14 protein-coding genes and 2 riboswitches are annotated in these 17170 nt (G+C 73.6%); of the genes, 7 read left to right on the top strand and 7 right to left on the bottom strand.

Features of this window, described 5'->3' with window-relative positions; genetic code table 11:
* Positions 1-53 precede the first annotated feature (53 nt).
* Positions 54-1181, bottom strand: a complete 1128-nt coding sequence (locus PSU4_RS06595) for a sensor histidine kinase (RefSeq protein WP_147103503.1) — start codon at positions 1179-1181, stop codon at positions 54-56.
* Positions 1178-1849, bottom strand: a complete 672-nt coding sequence (locus PSU4_RS06590; protein ID WP_147103500.1) for a response regulator transcription factor — start codon at positions 1847-1849, stop codon at positions 1178-1180. Before PSU4_RS06590 ends, PSU4_RS06595 begins: the two co-directional genes overlap by 4 nt.
* Positions 1850-1972: 123 nt before the next feature.
* On the opposite strand from PSU4_RS06590, the gene PSU4_RS06585 reads away from it, so the two are divergent.
* Positions 1973-2524 (top strand): M15 family metallopeptidase, encoded by a 552-nt coding sequence (locus PSU4_RS06585; RefSeq protein ID WP_246114975.1) that lies wholly within the window; start codon positions 1973-1975, stop codon positions 2522-2524.
* Positions 2521-3516: an endonuclease/exonuclease/phosphatase family protein gene (locus PSU4_RS06580; protein WP_222596187.1), complete on the top strand. Its 996-nt coding sequence runs from the start codon at positions 2521-2523 to the stop codon at positions 3514-3516. Before PSU4_RS06585 ends, PSU4_RS06580 begins: the two co-directional genes overlap by 4 nt.
* A gap of 55 nt (positions 3517-3571) precedes the next feature.
* Here the strand turns inward: PSU4_RS06580 and katG are convergent, their stop codons facing one another.
* Together katG and PSU4_RS06570 are read right to left on the bottom strand one after the other, a co-directional pair.
* Entirely contained in the window at positions 3572-5773 is a 2202-nt protein-coding gene (gene katG, locus PSU4_RS06575; RefSeq protein WP_246114974.1) for a catalase/peroxidase HPI, read from the bottom strand.
* 66 nt (positions 5774-5839) lie between these two features.
* Positions 5840-6277 (bottom strand): Fur family transcriptional regulator, encoded by a 438-nt coding sequence (locus tag PSU4_RS06570; protein WP_147103491.1) that lies wholly within the window; start codon positions 6275-6277, stop codon positions 5840-5842.
* A gap of 424 nt (positions 6278-6701) precedes the next feature.
* On the opposite strand from PSU4_RS06570, the gene rph reads away from it, so the two are divergent.
* The 5 genes from rph to PSU4_RS06540 all read left to right on the top strand — a co-directional run bounded on the left by rph (position 6702) and on the right by PSU4_RS06540 (position 14248).
* Positions 6702-9308, top strand: a complete 2607-nt coding sequence (rph, locus tag PSU4_RS06560) for a rifamycin-inactivating phosphotransferase (protein WP_147103485.1) — start codon at positions 6702-6704, stop codon at positions 9306-9308.
* 10 nt (positions 9309-9318) lie between these two features.
* Complete coding sequence (locus PSU4_RS06555) at positions 9319-10134, top strand: helix-turn-helix domain-containing protein (protein ID WP_147103482.1); 816 nt, start codon at positions 9319-9321, stop codon at positions 10132-10134.
* 117 nt (positions 10135-10251) lie between these two features.
* Entirely contained in the window at positions 10252-11082 is an 831-nt protein-coding gene (locus PSU4_RS06550) for an ABC transporter ATP-binding protein (RefSeq protein WP_147103479.1), read from the top strand.
* Positions 11079-12143: an iron-siderophore ABC transporter substrate-binding protein gene (locus tag PSU4_RS06545; protein WP_147103476.1), complete on the top strand. Its 1065-nt coding sequence runs from the start codon at positions 11079-11081 to the stop codon at positions 12141-12143. The genes PSU4_RS06550 and PSU4_RS06545 overlap by 4 nt, the downstream gene beginning before the upstream one ends.
* On the top strand, positions 12140-14248 hold the full coding sequence (locus PSU4_RS06540) for an iron ABC transporter permease (RefSeq protein WP_147103473.1): 2109 nt from the start codon (positions 12140-12142) through the stop codon (positions 14246-14248). Before PSU4_RS06545 ends, PSU4_RS06540 begins: the two co-directional genes overlap by 4 nt.
* On the opposite strand, the gene PSU4_RS06535 is transcribed toward PSU4_RS06540, so the two are convergent.
* From PSU4_RS06535 to PSU4_RS06525, 3 genes are all read right to left on the bottom strand, one after another.
* Complete coding sequence (locus PSU4_RS06535; protein ID WP_147103470.1) at positions 14184-14966, bottom strand: alpha/beta fold hydrolase; 783 nt, start codon at positions 14964-14966, stop codon at positions 14184-14186. The two genes, PSU4_RS06540 and PSU4_RS06535, sit on opposite strands and share 65 nt — an antisense overlap.
* Before the next feature lie 14 nt (positions 14967-14980).
* Positions 14981-15898, bottom strand: a complete 918-nt coding sequence (locus PSU4_RS06530) for a cation diffusion facilitator family transporter (protein WP_246114973.1) — start codon at positions 15896-15898, stop codon at positions 14981-14983.
* Between the two features lie 110 nt (positions 15899-16008).
* Positions 16009-16794, bottom strand: coding sequence for a carboxylesterase family protein (locus PSU4_RS06525; protein WP_147103465.1), 786 nt, complete (start codon positions 16792-16794; stop codon positions 16009-16011).
* Positions 16795-16974: 180 nt separating this feature from the next.
* A riboswitch (glycine riboswitch) is annotated at positions 16975-17064 on the top strand.
* Positions 17065-17168: riboswitch (glycine riboswitch) on the top strand.
* Positions 17169-17170 lie beyond the last annotated feature (2 nt).

The following is a 17170-nucleotide window of genomic DNA, read 5'->3' as shown; positions in this document are numbered from 1 at the left end:
GGCCCCGTCGGCCGACGGGTGGGCCCGGGGGCCGGACGTACTCGGCGGACCGGCTACGCCTCGGCGCGCACCGGCACGGTCGTCGACGCGCTCCGGTCCGGCGGCAGCTCCACCGTCGCGCACAGGCCACCGCCCCGGCGCGGCGTCAGCGTCAGGGTGCCGTCGTGGGCGCGGGCGATGCTGCGGACGATCGCCAGCCCCAGGCCGACACCCGGGTGGTCGGTGCGGGTGCGCTCGGCGCCCCGCCGGAACGGCTCGGCCAGGGTGGACACCAGCCGCGGGTCGAGCGGTGTGCCGGTGTTCTCGACCGTCAGCACCACCGACGCGGCCCGGGTGCCGGTCGCGATCCGGACGGCCCCGCCCCCGGGCAGGTTGTGGACGATCGCGTTGTGCACCAGGTTCGTCGTCAGCTGCAGCAGGAGCGCGTGCGAACCGACGACCCGCGCCGGGTCGGCGACGGACTCGACCGTCACACCGCGCGCCTCGGCCGGCGGCAGCAACGTCTCGACGGCGTCCTCGGCCAGCAGCGACAGGTCGACGTGCTCGCGGGCGACGGACCGCTGGTCGGCCCGGCCCAGCAGCAGCAGCGCCTCGGTCAACGCGATCGCCCGGCTGTTGACGGCGTACAGCCGTCCCAGCAGCTCGGCGGTGTCGTGGCCGGGGTCGGCGCGGGCCACGTCGAGCAGCGCCTGCGTCGTCGCGAGCGGGGTGCGCAGCTCGTGGGAGGCGTTGGCGGCGAACCGGCGCTGCTCCTCGACGTGGGCCTCCAGCCGGCCCAGCATGGTGTCGAAGGCGTCGGCGAGCTCGCGGAACTCGTCGCCCGGCCCTTCCAGCGCGATGCGGTGCGAGAGCGAGCCGGCCGCGGCCGCGCGGGTGGCGCCGGTGATGCGCCGCAGCGGGGCGAGCATCCGGCCGGCGAGCAACCAGCCCCCGCCGAGCCCGAACACCAGCAGGAACACCAGGATCGTGGCGACGGCGATCGCGAACACGGCCGGGCCGTAGCTGCCGGGGTCGACGATGCGCGGCAGGTCCGCGGGGTGCGGCACGAGGTAGCGCAGCGGCACGTTGCGCAGCAGGAACGCCCACACCGCCCCGAGCAGCAGCACACACGCGAGCATCAGGAAGGCGGCGTAGCTCAGCGCCAGCCGGGCGCGGACGCTCGTCCCCGGCTCCCTGGTCACGACGGCGCCCCGGCCTCGATGCGGTACCCCACGCCGGGCACCGTCGTGATGATCCCGGGCTCGCCGAGCCGTTTCCGCAGTGCCGAGACGGTGATCCGGACGGCGTTGGTGAACGGGTCGGCGTTCTCGTCCCACGCCCGTTCCAGCAGCTCCTCGGCGCTGACGACGCCGCACTCGGCGGCGACCAGAACCTCCAGCACGGCGAACTGCTTGCGGGTGAGCGCGACGTAGCGGCCGTCGCGGAAGACCTCGCGGCGGAACGGGTCGACGCGCAGGCCGGCGATCTCCCGCACGGGCGGGCGGTGGTGGGATCGGCGCCGGTCGAGCGCGCGCAGCCGCAGCACGAGCTCACGCATCGCGAACGGCTTCGTCAGGTAGTCGTCGGCGCCGAGCTCGAAGCCCGAGGCCTTGTCGTCGAGCCGGTCGGCGGCGGTGAGCATCAGGATCGGCATGCCGCTGCCGGAGGCGACGATGCGCCGCGCGATCTCGTCGCCGGACGGGCCGGGGACGTCGCGGTCGAGGACGGCGATGTCGTAGGTGTTGACGCTCAGCTGCGCCAGCGCGGTGTCGCCGTCGGCGGCGATGTCGGCGGCGATCGCCTCGAGGCGCAGGCCGTCGCGGACGGCCTCCGCCAGGAAGGGCTCGTCCTCCAGGATCAGCACACGCATGTGCCCGAGGCTAGGAGGACGTGCGTATCGGCGGGATATCGGAAAGCGGATACGGGCAGGCAACGTCGTGTCGCGTCGACTGGCGTCATGATCCGAACCCCTGTTCCCAGACGGCGCCGGCGCGTGTCGCCGCTCGTCTGGCTGCTCCTGCTCACCGCGACGGCCGTCGCTGCGGCGCTCGCGGCGTTCGCGCCCACGTCGCCGTCGCGGGCCCAGCGTGTCGTGGGCGCCGCCGACGGCGTCGTCGGCGACGGGGTCACGGTGTTCGACGACGTCCCCGCCGTCACGAACCTCGACCCCGGGCTGCTCGCGGCCCTGCGTGGCGCTGCACGGGACGCCGCGGGCGACGGCGTCGAGTTCGTCGTGAACAGCGGATGGCGGTCGCGCGCATACCAGGACCGGATGCTGCACGACGCGGTCGTCGAGTACGGCTCGGAGGACGAGGCGGCCCGCTGGGTCGCGACGCCCGACACGTCGCTGCACGTGTCGGGCCAGGCCGTCGACATCGGGCCGGCCGCCGCCGCGGCCTGGCTGGCGCGGCACGGTGCCGGGTACGGGCTGTGCCGCATCTACCGCAACGAGCCCTGGCACCTCGAGCTGCGCCCCGAGGCGGTCGACGCCGGCTGCCCCCGCATGTACGCCGACCCGACGCAGGACCCGAGGATGCAGCAGTGACCGTCGAGGAACGCGCACAGCCGGTACGTGCTGTCGCGGGGACGGGGCGGCGCGGGCGGATCCTCGCCGCGGCGGCCGTGCTCCTCGGGCTGGTCCTGTTGCTGCACAGGCTGATCCCGAACACCGTCGGGAACGTCGGCAGCCTGGTGGAGACGTTCCTGCCGTGGCTGGGCCTGTTCGTCCCGCTGCTGCTCGCCGGTGCGCTGCTGCGCCGGTCCGCCGTGGCGGCGGTCGCGGCGGTGCTGCCCGTCGTCGTGTGGCTGGGCATGTTCGGGGGCACGGTCGTCGACAAGTCCGGTCCCGCCGGCGACCTCACGTTCGTGAGCCACAACGTCGGTGCCGCGAACCCCGACCCGGCCGGCACCGCCCGCGGCCTGGCCGTCTCGGGCGCGGACGTGGTGGCGCTGCAGGAGCTGACGGGGTCCGCCCGCGGCACCTACGAGGACGCCCTCGCGGACACCTACCCGTTCCACGTCGTCATGGGCACCGTCGGGCTGTGGAGCAGGCTGCCGCTGTCGGACACGCGGCCCGTCGACGTCGCGCTGGACACGACGCGGGCGCTGCGGGCCACCGTGGCGACGGGCGAGGGCCCACTGGTGGTGTACGTCGCGCACCTCGGGTCGGTGCGGGTGTTCCCGCGCAACGGGTTCTGGACCCAGAGCCGTGACGCCGGCATCGCGGCGCTCGACCGCGCACTCGCCGCGGACCGCGCCGACCGTGTGGTCCTGCTCGGCGACCTCAACGGCACGATGGACGACCGCGCGTTCGCCGGGCTGACCGACCGGCTGCAACCCGTGCAGGAGGCGGCCGGGGCCGGCTTCGGGTTCAGCTGGCCGGCGTCGTTCCCGGTGGTGCGGTCGGACCAGATCCTGGTCCACGGCCTCACCCCGGACCGGGCGTGGGTGCTGCCGGCCACCGGGTCCGACCACCTTCCGGTGGCGGCGACGGTCAGCCTGCCCGGGCGCGGCGACCCCGCGCAGCCCGACACATGACGGACCCCCGGGCGACGTGGCGCCCGGGGGTCCGGTGTCGGTCAGGCCTGCAGGATCACCGCAGGTCGAACCGGTCCAGGTCCATGACCTTGGTCCAGGCCGCGACGAAGTCCTGGACGAACTTCTCCTTCGCGTCGTCGGCGGAGTAGACCTCCGCGATGCCGCGCAGGATCGAGTTCGAGCCGAACACGAGGTCGGCGGCGGTCGCGGTGCGCACGACCTTGCCGTTCGCGTCCCGACCCTCGTAGACGCCCGCCTCGTCCTTCGACGTGCTCCACTCGACACCGAGGTCGAGCAGGTTGCGGAAGAAGTCCTGCGACAGGACGCCCGGCGTGTCGGTGAAGACACCGTGCTGCGCGCCGCCGGTGTTGGCGTCGAGCACCCGCAGGCCGCCGACCAGGACCGTCAGCTCCTTGGCCGACAGCTCCAGCATGTAGGCGCGGTCGACGAGCAGCGTCTCCGGGGTGAGCTTCACGTCGGGGGCGATCCAGTTGCGGAAACCGTCGGCACGCGGCTCCAGGTACTGGAACGTGTCGGTGTCGGTCTGGTCCTGCGAGGCGTCGGTGCGGCCCCCGCTGAACGGCACGGACACGGTCACGCCCGCGTCGGCCGCGGCCTTCTCGACGGCGGCCGAGCCGGCCAGGACGATCGTGTCGGCCAGCGAGACGGGCTTGCCGAACGCGCTGCGCACCTCGTCGAGCTTCGCGATGACGTCGGCGGTGCCGGCGTTGACCGCCCAGCTCGCCTGCGGCTCCAGCCGCAGCCGGGCACCGTTGGCGCCACCGCGCTTGTCGGTGGTGCGGAACGTCGAGGCGGACGACCAGGCGACGTTGACCAGCTGCCCGACCGTGAGGCCCGACGCGAGGATCTGCTTCTTGAGCTCGGCGGCGTCGGCGTCCGACAGCGGCGCGTGCTCGGCGGCGGGGATCGGGTCCTGCCAGAGCTGGACCTCCTCGGGCACCCACGGGCCGACGTAGCGCGAGACCGGGCCCATGTCGCGGTGCAGCAGCTTGAACCAGGCGCGCCGGTAGGCGTCCTCGAACTGGTCGGGGTTGGCGCGGAACCGCTCGGCGATCTTGCGGAACTCCGGGTCGACCCGCAGCGCCATGTCGGCCGTCGTCATCATGGGCGGGTTCTTCTTGCCCGGGATGTGCGCGTCGGGCACGAGCTCCTGGCCCTCGGGCTGGACGGGCTTCCACTGCTTGGCACCCGCGGGGCTCGTGGTGAGCTCCCAGTCGTAGCCGAGCAGCGTGTCCCAGTAGCTGTTGTCCCACTGGGTGGGCGTCGGGGTCCAGGCACCCTCGAGGCCACTGGTGACGGTGTCGGCGCCCTTGCCGGTGCCGTTCTGGTTGCGCCAGCCGAGGCCGCCGGAGTGAACCGGGCAGCCCTCCGGCGGGGCCCCGACGAGGTCCGGGTCACCGGCGCCGTGCGCCTTGCCGAAGGTGTGGCCACCGGCGACGAGCGCGATGGTCTCCTCGTCGTTCATCGCCATCCGGGAGAACGTCACGCGGATGTCGTGAGCCGACGCGACCGCGTCGGCCGAGCCGCGCGGGCCCTCCGGGTTGACGTAGATGAGGCCCATGGTGACGGCGCCGAGGGCGCCCTCGAGCTCGAGCGGGGCATCGCCGCTGTAGCGCTCGTCGCCGAGCCAGGTGTCCTCCGGGCCCCAGAAGACCTCGTCGGGCTGCCACACGTCCGGGCGGCCGAAGGCGAAGCCGAACGTCTCGAAGCCCATGTCCTCGTGGGCGACGTTGCCGGCGAGGACCAGCAGGTCGGCCCAGGACAGGCTGCGGCCGTACTTCTGCTTGACCGGCAGGAGCAGGCGGCGGGCCTTGTCGAGGTTGCCGTTGTCGGGCCAGCTGTTGAGCGGCGCGAAGCGCTGCGCGCCCTCACCGGCGCCGCCGCGGCCGTCGTGCTGACGGTAGGTGCCGGCGGCGTGCCAGGACATGCGGATGAACAGCGGGCCGTAGTGGCCCCAGTCGGCCGGCCACCAGTCCTGCGACGTGCGCATGACCGACACGATGTCGGCCTTCACGGCGTCGAAGTCGAGCTGCGAGACGGCCTTCTTGTAGTCGAAGTCGTCGCCCAGCGGGTCGGACGCCGGGGAGGTCCGGGTGAGGACGCTCAGGTCGACCTGGTTGGGCCACCAGTCGCGGTTGGAGCGCGGCCGGTGATCGGTGTGGGGCGTCGGAGCGGCGAGTGCCGGGTTCTCGCTCTCGCTGCGGCTCGCGGTGGTGTTGTCGCTCTCGGGGGGCACGTCAGTCCTTCCTGGGTGGATGCCGGTCCAGGGGGACCGGCCGGCGTGTCGCGGACGGTGGAACGGTCAGGCACCAGCGGCGGACAGTGCCTGGCAGGCGGGGCAGACGCCCCAATACACGACCTCGGCCTCGTCGATCTGGAAACCGGCGGTGTCGGAGGCGGTCAGGCAGGGCGCGGCACCCGTGGCGCAGTCGACGTCGTTCACCGCACCGCAGGAGCGGCACACGAGATGGTGATGGTTGTCGCCGACCCGCGCCTCGTACCGGGCGACCGAACCCGCCGGTTGGAAACGGCGGATCAGCCCGGCGTCGGTGAGCACGCGCAGCACGTCGTACACCGCCTGGTGCGACACCGAGCCGAGTCGTTCCCGGGTGGCCGCGATCAGGGTGTCGGTGTCGGCGTGCGGATGGTCGAGCACGGCCGCCAGCACCGCCCTGCGCGGTCCGGTGACGCGCAGCGCGGCCTCGCGGAGTGACTGCTCGATCTGCGCGCGGCTCTGCACGGCACAGATTTCAGCACGAAGACCTGACTGGTTCAATTCAAAAGAGGGACTGTGCGCCGAGCGGTCGGGGTTCGCCGGTCGGCGAGGTCCGCGGCCCCGGGAACCGGACCGTCATCGCGCCGGCGCGACGAAGCGGCGGCGAGGTCGTCGACCGTCGCGGTGGCCGGGCCCACATCGGACAGCCGCGCGGGGTGGAAGGGTGACCGCGCCTTCGCGTACCCGAGCAGGGCGCGCAGCCGCTGCGTCCGGTAGGTGTCATCCGCACAGTGCGGACCGGGTGTGGTCACCGGTCGAGACCCGTTCTCCCTCTGCTCCAACGTATAGCGCCCGGGGGGTCTTGCGGCAAGACCCGGTCGGAGGCGCAGACTCTGCGCCTCGAAAGGGCTCGGCCGCAATCGACGTCATGGCGGGGGAACGCAGCACCATGGATTCTGCGCACGACACGTACGTGCTGGCCTTCGAGGAGATCGACGCGACCGGAGGGGCGGTCGTCGGCGGCAAGGCCGCGAACCTGGGGGAGCTGTCGCGGGTCGAGGGTGTCGACGTGCCGCCCGGCTACGCCGTCACGACGCACGCCTTCGCCCGGGTGCTGGCCGGCGCGCCCGCGCTCGACGCCCTGCTGGACCGGCTCGCGGACCTGGACCCGGCCGACCGGGACACGATCGCGGCCCTCTCGGCGCAGGTCCGCGCGGGCATCGAGGCCCAGCCGATCCCCGACGACGTGGCCGTGGCGCTGACCCGGCCACTGGCCCGGCTCGGTGAGTCGACGCCCGTCGCGGTCCGGTCCAGCGCGACGGCCGAGGACCTGCCGACGGCGTCGTTCGCGGGCCAGCAGGACACCTACCTCAACGTCGTCGGCCCCGAGGAGGTGCTGCGGCACATCAGGTCCTGCTGGGCGTCGCTGTTCACCGAGCGGGCCGTGACCTACCGGCTGCGCAACGGCATCGACCACCGCCGCGTGCGGATGGCCGTCGTCGTCCAGCAGATGGTGTTCCCGCAGGCGTCCGGGGTCGTGTTCACGGCCGACCCGGTGACGTCCGACCGGACCGTGGTGAGCGTCGAGGCCGTCCCCGGGCTCGGCGAGGCGCTGGTGTCGGGGCTGGTCGACACCGACGTGTGGACGGTGCGTGACGACGAGGTCGTCGGCAGTGCGATCGCGGCGAAGAAGATCGTCCTCGTCGCGGCCCCGGACGGCGGCACCCGGCAGCACGAGGTCGAGCCCGGGCACCAGGACGAGCCCACGCTGACCGACGCCCAGGTGCTGCAGCTCGCGCGGCTCGGACGTCGGATCGAGGCGCACTTCGACCGCCCGCAGGACATCGAGTGGTGCCTCGCCGACGGTGACATCCGGATCGTCCAGAGCCGGCCGATCACCACGCTGTTCCCGATCCCACCCGTCACCGACGACGCCAACCACGTCTACGTGTCGGTCGGACACCAGCAGATGATGACCGACGCGATGACGCCCCTGGGTCTGTCGGTGTGGCAGCTGACCACCCCGCGGCCGATGGCTGAGGCGGGCGGACGGCTGTTCGTCGACGTCACCGGGCACCTCGGGGTGCGGTCCACCCGCGACTGGCTCCTCGACACGATGACGACGTCCGACCCGCTCATGGGCGACGCGCTGCGGACGGTCCTCGACCGCGAGGGTTTCCTGCCGCCGCCGACGCAAGGTGCGGGAGGGCCGCCCCTGGTCGGCGCCTTCGACCCGATCGACGCCGACCCCGCGCTGGTCGAGGAGCTGATCGCCGAGAGCCGCGCCTCACTGGCCGCGGTCGCCGCGGAGATCGGGCGCCACCACGGCGCCGACCTGTTCGACTTCGTCCTCGACGACTTCGGTGAGCTGCGGCGGCTGCTGTTCGACCGCCGCAGTCACCAGGTCTTCATGACGGCCATGGACGCCGCCCGGTGGATCAACGACCGGATGCGTGAGTGGCTGGGCGAGGAGAACGCGGCCGACGCGCTGACCCGGTCCGTCCCGCACAACGTCACCTCGGAGATGGGGCTCGCGCTCCTCGACGTCGCCGACGCGGTCCGCCCGCATCCGGCGGTCGTCGCGTACCTGCGTGACGCCGGTGACGACGTCCTCGAGGGGCTCCGGTCCGTCGCGGGCGGGCAGCAGGTCCACGACGCGATCCGCGCCTATCTCGACGCGTACGGCATGCGCTGCGTCGGCGAGATCGACATCAGCCGCCCACGCTGGAGCGAGCAGCCCGCGCTGCTCGTCCCCGTGCTGCTGGGCAACGTCGACAACTTCGAGCCCGGCGCCGGCCGGCGACTCTTCGAGCAGGGGGAACGCGGTGCCGCGCAGGCGGAGCGCGACCTCCTCGACCGGCTGCGCGCCCTGCCCGACGGCGGGCAGAAGGCCGCCGAGACGACACGGATGATCGCCCGGCTGCGGACGTTCATCGGGTACCGCGAGTACCCGAAGTTCGCCATGGTGTGCCGCTACTTCGTCTACAAGCGGGCGATCCTCGCCGAGGCCGACCGGCTCGTCCGCGACGGCGTCCTCGCCGACCGGGAGGACGCGTTCCACCTGCGGTTCCAGGAGTTGCACGAGGTCGTCCGCACCGGCCGGGCCGACGCCGACCTCGTCCGGCGGCGCCGCGAGGACCAGGCCGTCTTCCGGACCCTCACCCCGCCGCGGGTGCTGACCTCCGACGGCGAGGCCGTCGCCGGGGCGTACCGGCGCGAGGACCTGCCCACGGGCGCCCTCCCGGGACTCGCCGTGTCCGCCGGGACCGTGGAGGGCCGCGCCCGCGTGGTGCTCGACATGGCCGACGCCGACCTCGACGCCGGTGACATCCTCGTCACCGCCTACACCGACCCGAGCTGGTCACCGCTGTTCGTGACGATCGCGGGGCTCGTGACCGAGGTGGGCGGCCTGATGACGCACGGCGCCGTCGTGGCCCGCGAGTACGGGCTGCCCGCCGTCGTCGGGGTGCAGGACGCCACCGGGCTGATCCGCGACGGGCAGCGCATCCGCGTCGACGGGACGAACGGCTACGTCGAGATCCTCGGGGATTCGTAGACTCGGCGCCATGACCCGGGCGGCCCGTCGCGACACGGCCTCCGGGGCGTGGCGCCGGGAGCCGAGCACCGTCGTCCGGAGTGACGGCATCGTGCCCGAGCGCGCGGGTCGCCACGTCATCCTGGCCGAGTCGGAGACGTCGGGCGTGCCGCTGGAGTGGGAGCCGCACTCGCACGCGATGCACGAGCTGGTGTGGGTGCGCGGCGGGACGCTGACGGCCCGCGTCGGCGACCAGGTGTTCACCGTCTCGGACGGGTCGGGGCTGTGGATCCCGGCCGGGGTCGCGCACGCGGGCCGGCTCACCGCGAACGTCGCGTTCCACGACGCCTTCTTCGCCCCCGACCGGACGCCGGTCGCGTTCGACGGGCCGACGGCGATCACGATGACGCCCGTGCTGGAGTCGCTGCTCACCCATCTGACCAGGGCGGACCTGCACGATGCGGCCCGCGCGCGGGCGGAGGCCGTGGTGTTCGACGTGCTGGAGCCGTCGCCGCGCCAGCTCGCGCTGCAGCTGCCCGGCGACGCCCGGATCGACCCGATCGCCACCGCGCTGCTCGACGATCCCGCCGACGACCGGGCCCTCGACGAGTGGGCCCGGGTGCTGGGGATCAGCGAGCGCACGATCACCCGGACGTTCCGGGTCACGACGGGGCTGTCGTTCGTCCAGTGGCGGCAGGTGCTGCGGGTGCACGCGGCGCTGACCCTGCTCTCCGAGGGGCACGACGTGCAGGCGACGTCCGTGCGGCTCGGCTACGCACAGCCGAGCACGTTCATCGAGGCCTTCTGCCGGGTCATGGGGACGACGCCGGGCGCGTTCCGCGGCTGACCGCGTCCGAAAACCCGTATCGGGTGTCGTGAAGTCCGGATTGCGGACACCGGTCACGGACCGTAGCGTCGCGCAGGTAGGCAAGCCTTACTTCACATCCCGGGACCTTCACCTCCGATGACCACATCCCCCCACGTCCTCGCCGGCGAGCAGCTGGTGCTGCGGTTCGGCCGGACCGCGGTGGTCCACCACGTCTCGCTGACCCTGGAACCCGGCCGCGTCACCGCGCTCGTCGGCCCCAACGGCAGCGGCAAGTCGACGCTGCTGCGCGCGCTCGCCCGGCTGCACCGGGTCGACGAGGGCCGCGTCACCCTCGGCGACCGCGCCGCCTCGCTGCTCGACGGCCGCGCGTTCGCCCGCGAGGTCACCCTGTTCACCCAGTCGCGGCCCGCGCCGCAGGGGCTGGCGGTACGCGACGTCGTGGCATTCGGCCGCCATCCCCACCGGCGGGGGTTCGCCGGGCTGTCGGTCGCCGACCGGCGCGCGATCGACCACGCGATGCGCGTCACCGGGGTGCACCCGATGGCCGACCGCGCGGTCGGGGAGCTCTCCGGCGGCGAGGTCCAGCGGGTCTGGCTGGCCGCCTGCCTCGCCCAGGACACCGGCGTCGTCCTGCTCGACGAACCGACCAACCATCTCGACCTGCGCTACCGGACCGAGACGCTCGACCTCGTGCGCGACCTCGCCGACGACCACGGCACCGCCGTCGGCGTCGTGCTGCACGACCTCGACCAGGCGGCCCGCGTCGCCGACACGCTGCTGCTGATGGCCGCGGGGCGCATCCACGCCGTGGGCGACCCGTTCGACGTCCTCACCGCGGCGAACATCGCCGAGGTCTACGACATCGGGGTCGAGGTGAGCGTCGACGGTCGGGGCCGGCTGCGCATCGATCCCGTCGGGCGGCATCCCGCCCGTTCCGCATCATCCATCCGAGAGGCCACCCCATGACCCGTCGACCGGTGATCCGTCGGCTGGCGATCCTCGCCGCCGTCGCCGCCACCACCCTCGCCGCCTGCGGCACCACCGACGTCGGCACGAGCGCCGCGCCGGACACCGCGGCCCCGGCCTCCCGGTCGTGCGCCGACGACAGGACGGCCACCGCCACCGGCCCCGTCACGATCACCGACGGCGTCGGCCGGAAGGTGGAGCTCGCGACGCCCGCGACGCGCGTCGCGGTGCTGGAGTGGCAGCAGATCGAGGACACCCTCACGCTGTGCGTCACCCCGGTCGCGGTCGCCGACAAGAGCGGCTACGGCACCTACGTCAGCGCGGAGAAGATCCCGGACGGTGTGGTCGACGTCGGCACCCGTGAGCAGCCCGACCTCGACGCCCTCTACGCCACGAACCCGGACCTGATCATCGTCGAGGCCTTCACCGCCGACGACGAGAAGCTCACCCAGCTCCAGCAGCGCGGCGTGCCGGTGCTCGCGACCCTCGGCGCGAACGCGGCCGACCCGATCGGCAACATGAAGGGCGTCTTCACGATGATCGCCCAGGCCACCGGGCGCACCGAGCGGGCAGACGTCGTGCTGCAGCAGTTCGACGCGCACCTCGCCGAGGCGAAGCAGAAGGTCTCGGCCGTCGCGCTCCCGACCAAGGACTTCCTGTTCTTCGACGGCTGGATCGAAGGCGGCAACGTCGCGATCCGCCCGTACGGCAAGGGCGCGCTGTTCACCGCGCTCGGCGAGCAGCTCGGGATGACCCCGGCCTGGACCGACGCCATCGACAAGGCCTACGGCAGCGGCGGCGTCGACCCGGCCTACGGCCTGGCCCAGACCGACATCGAGGGCCTGACGGCCGTCGGCAGCGCGAACCTCTTCTACTCCAACGACGACACGGCCGACAGCTACGTCACCGAGCTGCAGAAGAGCTCGATCTGGACCTCGCTGCCCGCGGTGAAGGAGGGGCGCGCGCACGCGTTCCCGCCCGGCGTCTGGGGGGCGGGTGGCCCGCTGTCCAACGAGCAGGCGATCGACGCGTACGTCGCCGCGATCACCGGCAAGGGGTGAGCACGACGCGGGTCCCCGCGTCCGTCCCGGTGTCGCGGCCGGACGCGCCGTGCACCGAGGCGCGCCGGGGGGCCGCCGGCGGGGTCGCCGTCCTCGTCGCGCTGCTGGTCGCGGTCGTCGTGGTCGGGGTGTGGCACCTGACGCAGGGCACCTCCGGTGTCGGGCCGGCCGACCTGTGGCGTGCCCTCTCCGGTGCGCGGGAGAGCGTCGGCGGCGTGCCGGTCACCGACGTGCTGACCGGCTCGCGGCTGCCGCGGCTGGCCGCCGGGATCGGGGTCGGCGTGGCGCTGGGCGTCGCCGGGGCGCTGCTGCAGTCGGTGACCCGCAACGCGCTCGCCGCCCCCGACACCCTCGCCGTGACGGCCGGCGCGTACTTCGCGCTCACCGCCGTCGCCGCGTTCGGGCTCGCCGTCCCGCTCTGGGCGTCGGGCGCGGTCGCGTTCGCCGGTGGCCTGGTCGCCGCCGCGGTCGTACTGGGCCTCGCGGGCCGGGCGGCCGGGACGGCGACGACGCGGCTCGTCCTCGCCGGCTCGGCGATCGCGCTGGCGCTCGACGCCGCGACAGCGATGCTGCTGATCCTGTTCGAGGAGAAGACCACCGGGCTGTTCGCGTGGGGCAGCGGATCGCTCGCCCAGCTCAACATCGACGCCTCGCTGCGTGCCGCCCCGGTCGTCGTCGCGGTGCTGTGCGTGGCGCTACTGCTGTCGCGGCGCCTCGACGTCCTCGGTCTCGGGGACGACGCCGCGTCGTCGCTGGGGGTGCCGATCCGTTCGACCCGCGTCGTCGCGGTCGCCTGCGCCGTCCTGCTGACCGCGGTGTCGGTGACGCTCGCCGGCCCGATCGCGTTCGTCGGGCTCGGCGCGCCGGTGCTCGCCCGGCTGATCGCGGGCCGGGTCCGCGTCCTCAACCGGCACGTCCTGCTGATTCCGGCGTCCGGGCTGCTCGGTGCGCTGCTCGTCCTGCTGGCCGACGCCGTGGTGCGCGCGATCCTCGGGGCCGAGGGGGCGGCGTCGATCCCGACGGGTGTGCCGACGGCGCTGCTGGGTGGTGTCCTGATCGTCGTCCTGGCGATGCGCCTGCGCGATGCCGGATCGGCCGGGCTGCAGCACGCCCGGATCGCGATCCGCTCACGCCGGCGGTTCCTCGTCGTGCTGCTCGCCGCGGCGGCGCTGCTCGTCGGGGCCGTCGTGACCGGCCTGCTCGCGGGGAGCCTGTGGCTGCGCACCGGCGACATCACGCTGTGGCTGCAGGGGCTCGCGCCCGATCTCGTGGGCCGCGCCCTCGACGAACGCGCCCCCCGCGTCGCCGCCGCCGTCCTCGCCGGCGCGGCGCTCGGGCTGGCCGGGTGCGTCGTCCAGGGGACGGTGCGCAACCCGCTCGCCGAACCCGGGATCCTCGGCATCACCGCGGGCGCCGGCGTGGGCGCCGTCGTCGTCGTGACGTCCGGGCTGCCCGGTGCTCTGCTGGTCGTCCTCGCCGTCGCCGCGGGTCTCGCGACGTTCGCGCTGATCGCCGTCCTCGCCTGGCGCGGCGGCCTGCTCCCCGACCGGTTCGTACTCGTCGGCATCGGGTGCGGCTACGGGCTCTCCGCCGTGTCGACGTTCCTGCTGCTGCGGTCGGACCCCTGGCAGACGCCGCGCATCCTCACCTGGCTGTCCGGGACGACGTACGGCCGCACGCTGTCCGACGTCGTCCCCGTCGCGGCGGTGCTGGTGGTCGCGGTCCCGCTGCTGCTGGGGATGCGCCGCAGGCTCGATCTGCTCGCCGTCGACGAGGACACCCCGCGTGTGCTGGGGATCCGGGTGGAACGGACCCGCTTCGGCGTGCTCGCCGTCGCCGCGGTGCTCGCGGCGGTCAGCGTCGTCGCGGTCGGTGTCGTCGGCTTCGTCGGGCTCGTCGCCCCGCACCTCGCCCGCGGCCTGGTCGGGGTCGGCCACGGCCGCGTGGTCCCGGCGTCGATGCTGCTCGGCGGGCTGCTGGTGTGCGTTGCCGACACCCTCGGCCGCACCGTGATCGCCCCCGCCCAGCTACCGGCCGGGCTCATGATCGCGCTGGTCGGCGCCCCGTACTTCGTCTGGCTGCTGCGTCGGACACGAACTGCCTGACGAGCGCCGCGACCAGGTCGGGGCGCTCCGCGACCAGCGCGTGCGACGTCCCGGGCACGATGCACAGCTGCGCCCCCGGGATCGACGACGCGATCAGCAGGCTGTGGTCGGGCCGGATCGTGTCCCGGTCGCCCGACATCACCAGCGTCGCCGCCGTGACGTCGGTGAGCGCGGCGGGGTCGATCCGCGGTTCCTCCGTCCACAGCCGGAACAGCTTGCGCAGCACCACGTCCGCGTGTTCGGGCCCGTCGGGGGAGAGCCGGTCGTAGTGCCGGCGCTCGACGTCCGGCCCCGGCTCGGCCGGCTCCTGCGCGTCGAGCACCGGCATCCCGGCGGCCTCGGCCGAGTGCGTGAACCCGGACGGGTCGAGGTTCGCGCTGATCGCGACGAGCGAGCGCACCCGCGCCGGGTGCCGCAGCGCCAGCAGCAACCCGATGATCGCGCCGTCGCTGTAGCCGACGACGTCGACGCTGCCGAGCGCGTGCGCGTCGAGGTAGGCGACGGTGTCGGCGAGGCCGCGCTCGTAGCCGTACTCCCCGTCGACGTCGGCCGACCGGCCGTGGCCGGGCCGTTCGAACGCGAGGACACGACGGTCGGGCACGAGCGCGTCCGACACCGGCCGCAACGACTCCAGCGAGCAGAAGCCGCCGTGCAGCAACAGCACGGGATCGCCCGATCCGTCGACCTCCGAGTACAGGTCGGCGCCGTTGATCCGCACGTACGATCCGGTGCTCAGGTCGCCGGCTCCGCTGTGGGGGCGCGGTGCGCCGGGCCGTGCGACTCCTCGCAGTGGTCGTCCACCCCGGGCTCGGCGTGGTCGACCTGCAACGTCGTGTGCCGCAGGCCGTGCCGCGACCGCAGGATGCCCTCGACGGCCTTCTGCACCTCGTGACAGTCGGCGTCCGCACGGACCATGACGTGCGCCGACAGCGCCGCCTCCCCGGAGGTGATCTCCCACAGGTGCAGGTCGTGCACCTCCGCGACACCCGGCACCGCGACGAGCTCGGCCCCCAGTGCATCGGGGTCGGTCCCGCGCGGCGCGGCCTCCAGGAAGATGCGGCCCGACTCGCGGACCAGCGCCCACCCCGCCTTGATCATCAACGTGGCGACGACGAGCGCGGCGATCGCGTCGGCACGCGTGAAGCCCGTGGTCACCAGGACGACGCCCGCGACCGCCGTCGCGACGAAGGCGAAGAGGTCGTTGAGGATGTGCTGGAAGGCGCCCTCGACGTTCAGGCTCGACCGGTTGGCGCGGCTGATGCACCACGTCGCCGCCACGTTCACGACGATCCCGACCAGCGCCGTGACCAGCACCAGCCCGCCCTCGACGGGCGGCGGGTCGATCAGCCGGGTGACGCCCTCGTAGACGAACCACACCGCCAGCAGCAGCAACGTGATGCCGTTGGCCTGCGCGGACAGGATCTCGGCGCGCCGCAGCCCGTAGGTGTAGCCGCCCGTCGCGGGCCGGGCCGCGAGCCGGATCGCGATGAGCGCCAGCACGATCGCCGCGGCGTCGGTGAGCATGTGCGCCGAGTCCGACAGCAGGGCCAGCGAACCGGCGATCAGGCCGACGACGAACTCGCCGACCATGAACACGGTGATGAGGACGAGCGCGATCGTCAGCCAGCGCCGGTCGGCGTTCGCCGACACCCCGTGGCCGTGCCCATGCCCGTGCCCGTGCCCGTGTCCCTGCGCAGCAGCACCGGGGGGCGCGGCCGTGTCGTGCCGGACGTCGTGACTCCTGCTCACAACCCCAGAAGCTATTGCGACATGCGCATAAGTGCAAGCGAGCGCGGCTCGCGAGAACTCGCGCACCGGCCGCGGGTCGTCACCCCGGTCCCGTCAGGGGCAGCGGCGCGAAGACGTGGTCGCGCCAGATCCGGCGCGAGTCCTCCTCCGGGTAGGCGGCGACCCCCGGCTCGGTGTCGAAGAACACCACGAACAACGGTTCTCGTCGCGGGTGTGGCCGACGAGCAGGCCCACGTCGTGACGTGTCTGCCACGGCGCGACCGGCAGCACGTCGCCGACTGCCCGAACACCGTCACCCGCGCCGGGTCACCCCCGAACGCGCGGATGTTCTCCTGCACCCACTGCAGCATCGCGACCTGGTCGAGCAGGCCGCGGTTGTCGGGCGCCCCGTCGACGTGCGCGAACCCCTCCACGGCGACGCGGTAGTTCGCCGTCACCAGCACCACGCCACCGGCGGCGAGCCGGGCACCGTCGTACTCGGGCAGATCAGCCGAGCCGATCGTGTAGGCCCCGCCGTGGATCCAGACCATCACCGGCAGACCCCCGTCGCGGCCGGGGCCGGGAGTCCAGACGTTGAGCGTCAGCCAGTCGGTGCCGCCCGGGGCGCGGCCGGTCTGTGGGGGCGGCGGCCCGAACGCCGTCGCGTCCCGGACCCCGTCCCACGGGCTGGGCGGGGCCGGGGCGGCGAAGCGCAGCTCGCCGACGGGCGGCGCCGCGAACGGGATCCCCCGGAACACGGTCACGCCCTGCTCACGGGCGCCGCGGACCCGCCCCGCCGACGTCCTCGTCCCGGTCACGCGGGGAGGCTAGGCGAGGCGCGCGCCCGGGCGCGACCGCTTTGTACGTCGGGGTCCGCACGAGTGCGCGACACCGAGCCATCTGCGCGGACCTGTGACGGTGACACCACGGCGCAGCTCCGCCCTTGGCGTGCCGTCCGGCGTGCGTATAGTGTGCGCCTCACAACTTCATACGCTGCTCGAAGCCCAGCGGGAGATCTGGTTCGTATCCAGAGCCGTAGGAGCAATCCTCCCCGGAAATCTCTCAGGCTGCCGTACCGCTGGGGCGAGGCAACTCTGGAAAGCGTTCCTCCCGGGATCCCGGGTGGACCACCGACGGGGCAAGTGGGTTCCCTCCCGCGAAATCTCTCAGGTCCGAAGACAGAGCGGGGAGACG

This window comes from Pseudonocardia sulfidoxydans NBRC 16205 (assembly GCF_007989085.1).
GTDB lineage: Bacteria > Actinomycetota > Actinomycetes > Mycobacteriales > Pseudonocardiaceae > Pseudonocardia > Pseudonocardia sulfidoxydans.
The sequence above is the reverse complement of the archived record's forward strand: the minus strand, read 5'-3'. Positions and strand labels throughout refer to the sequence as shown.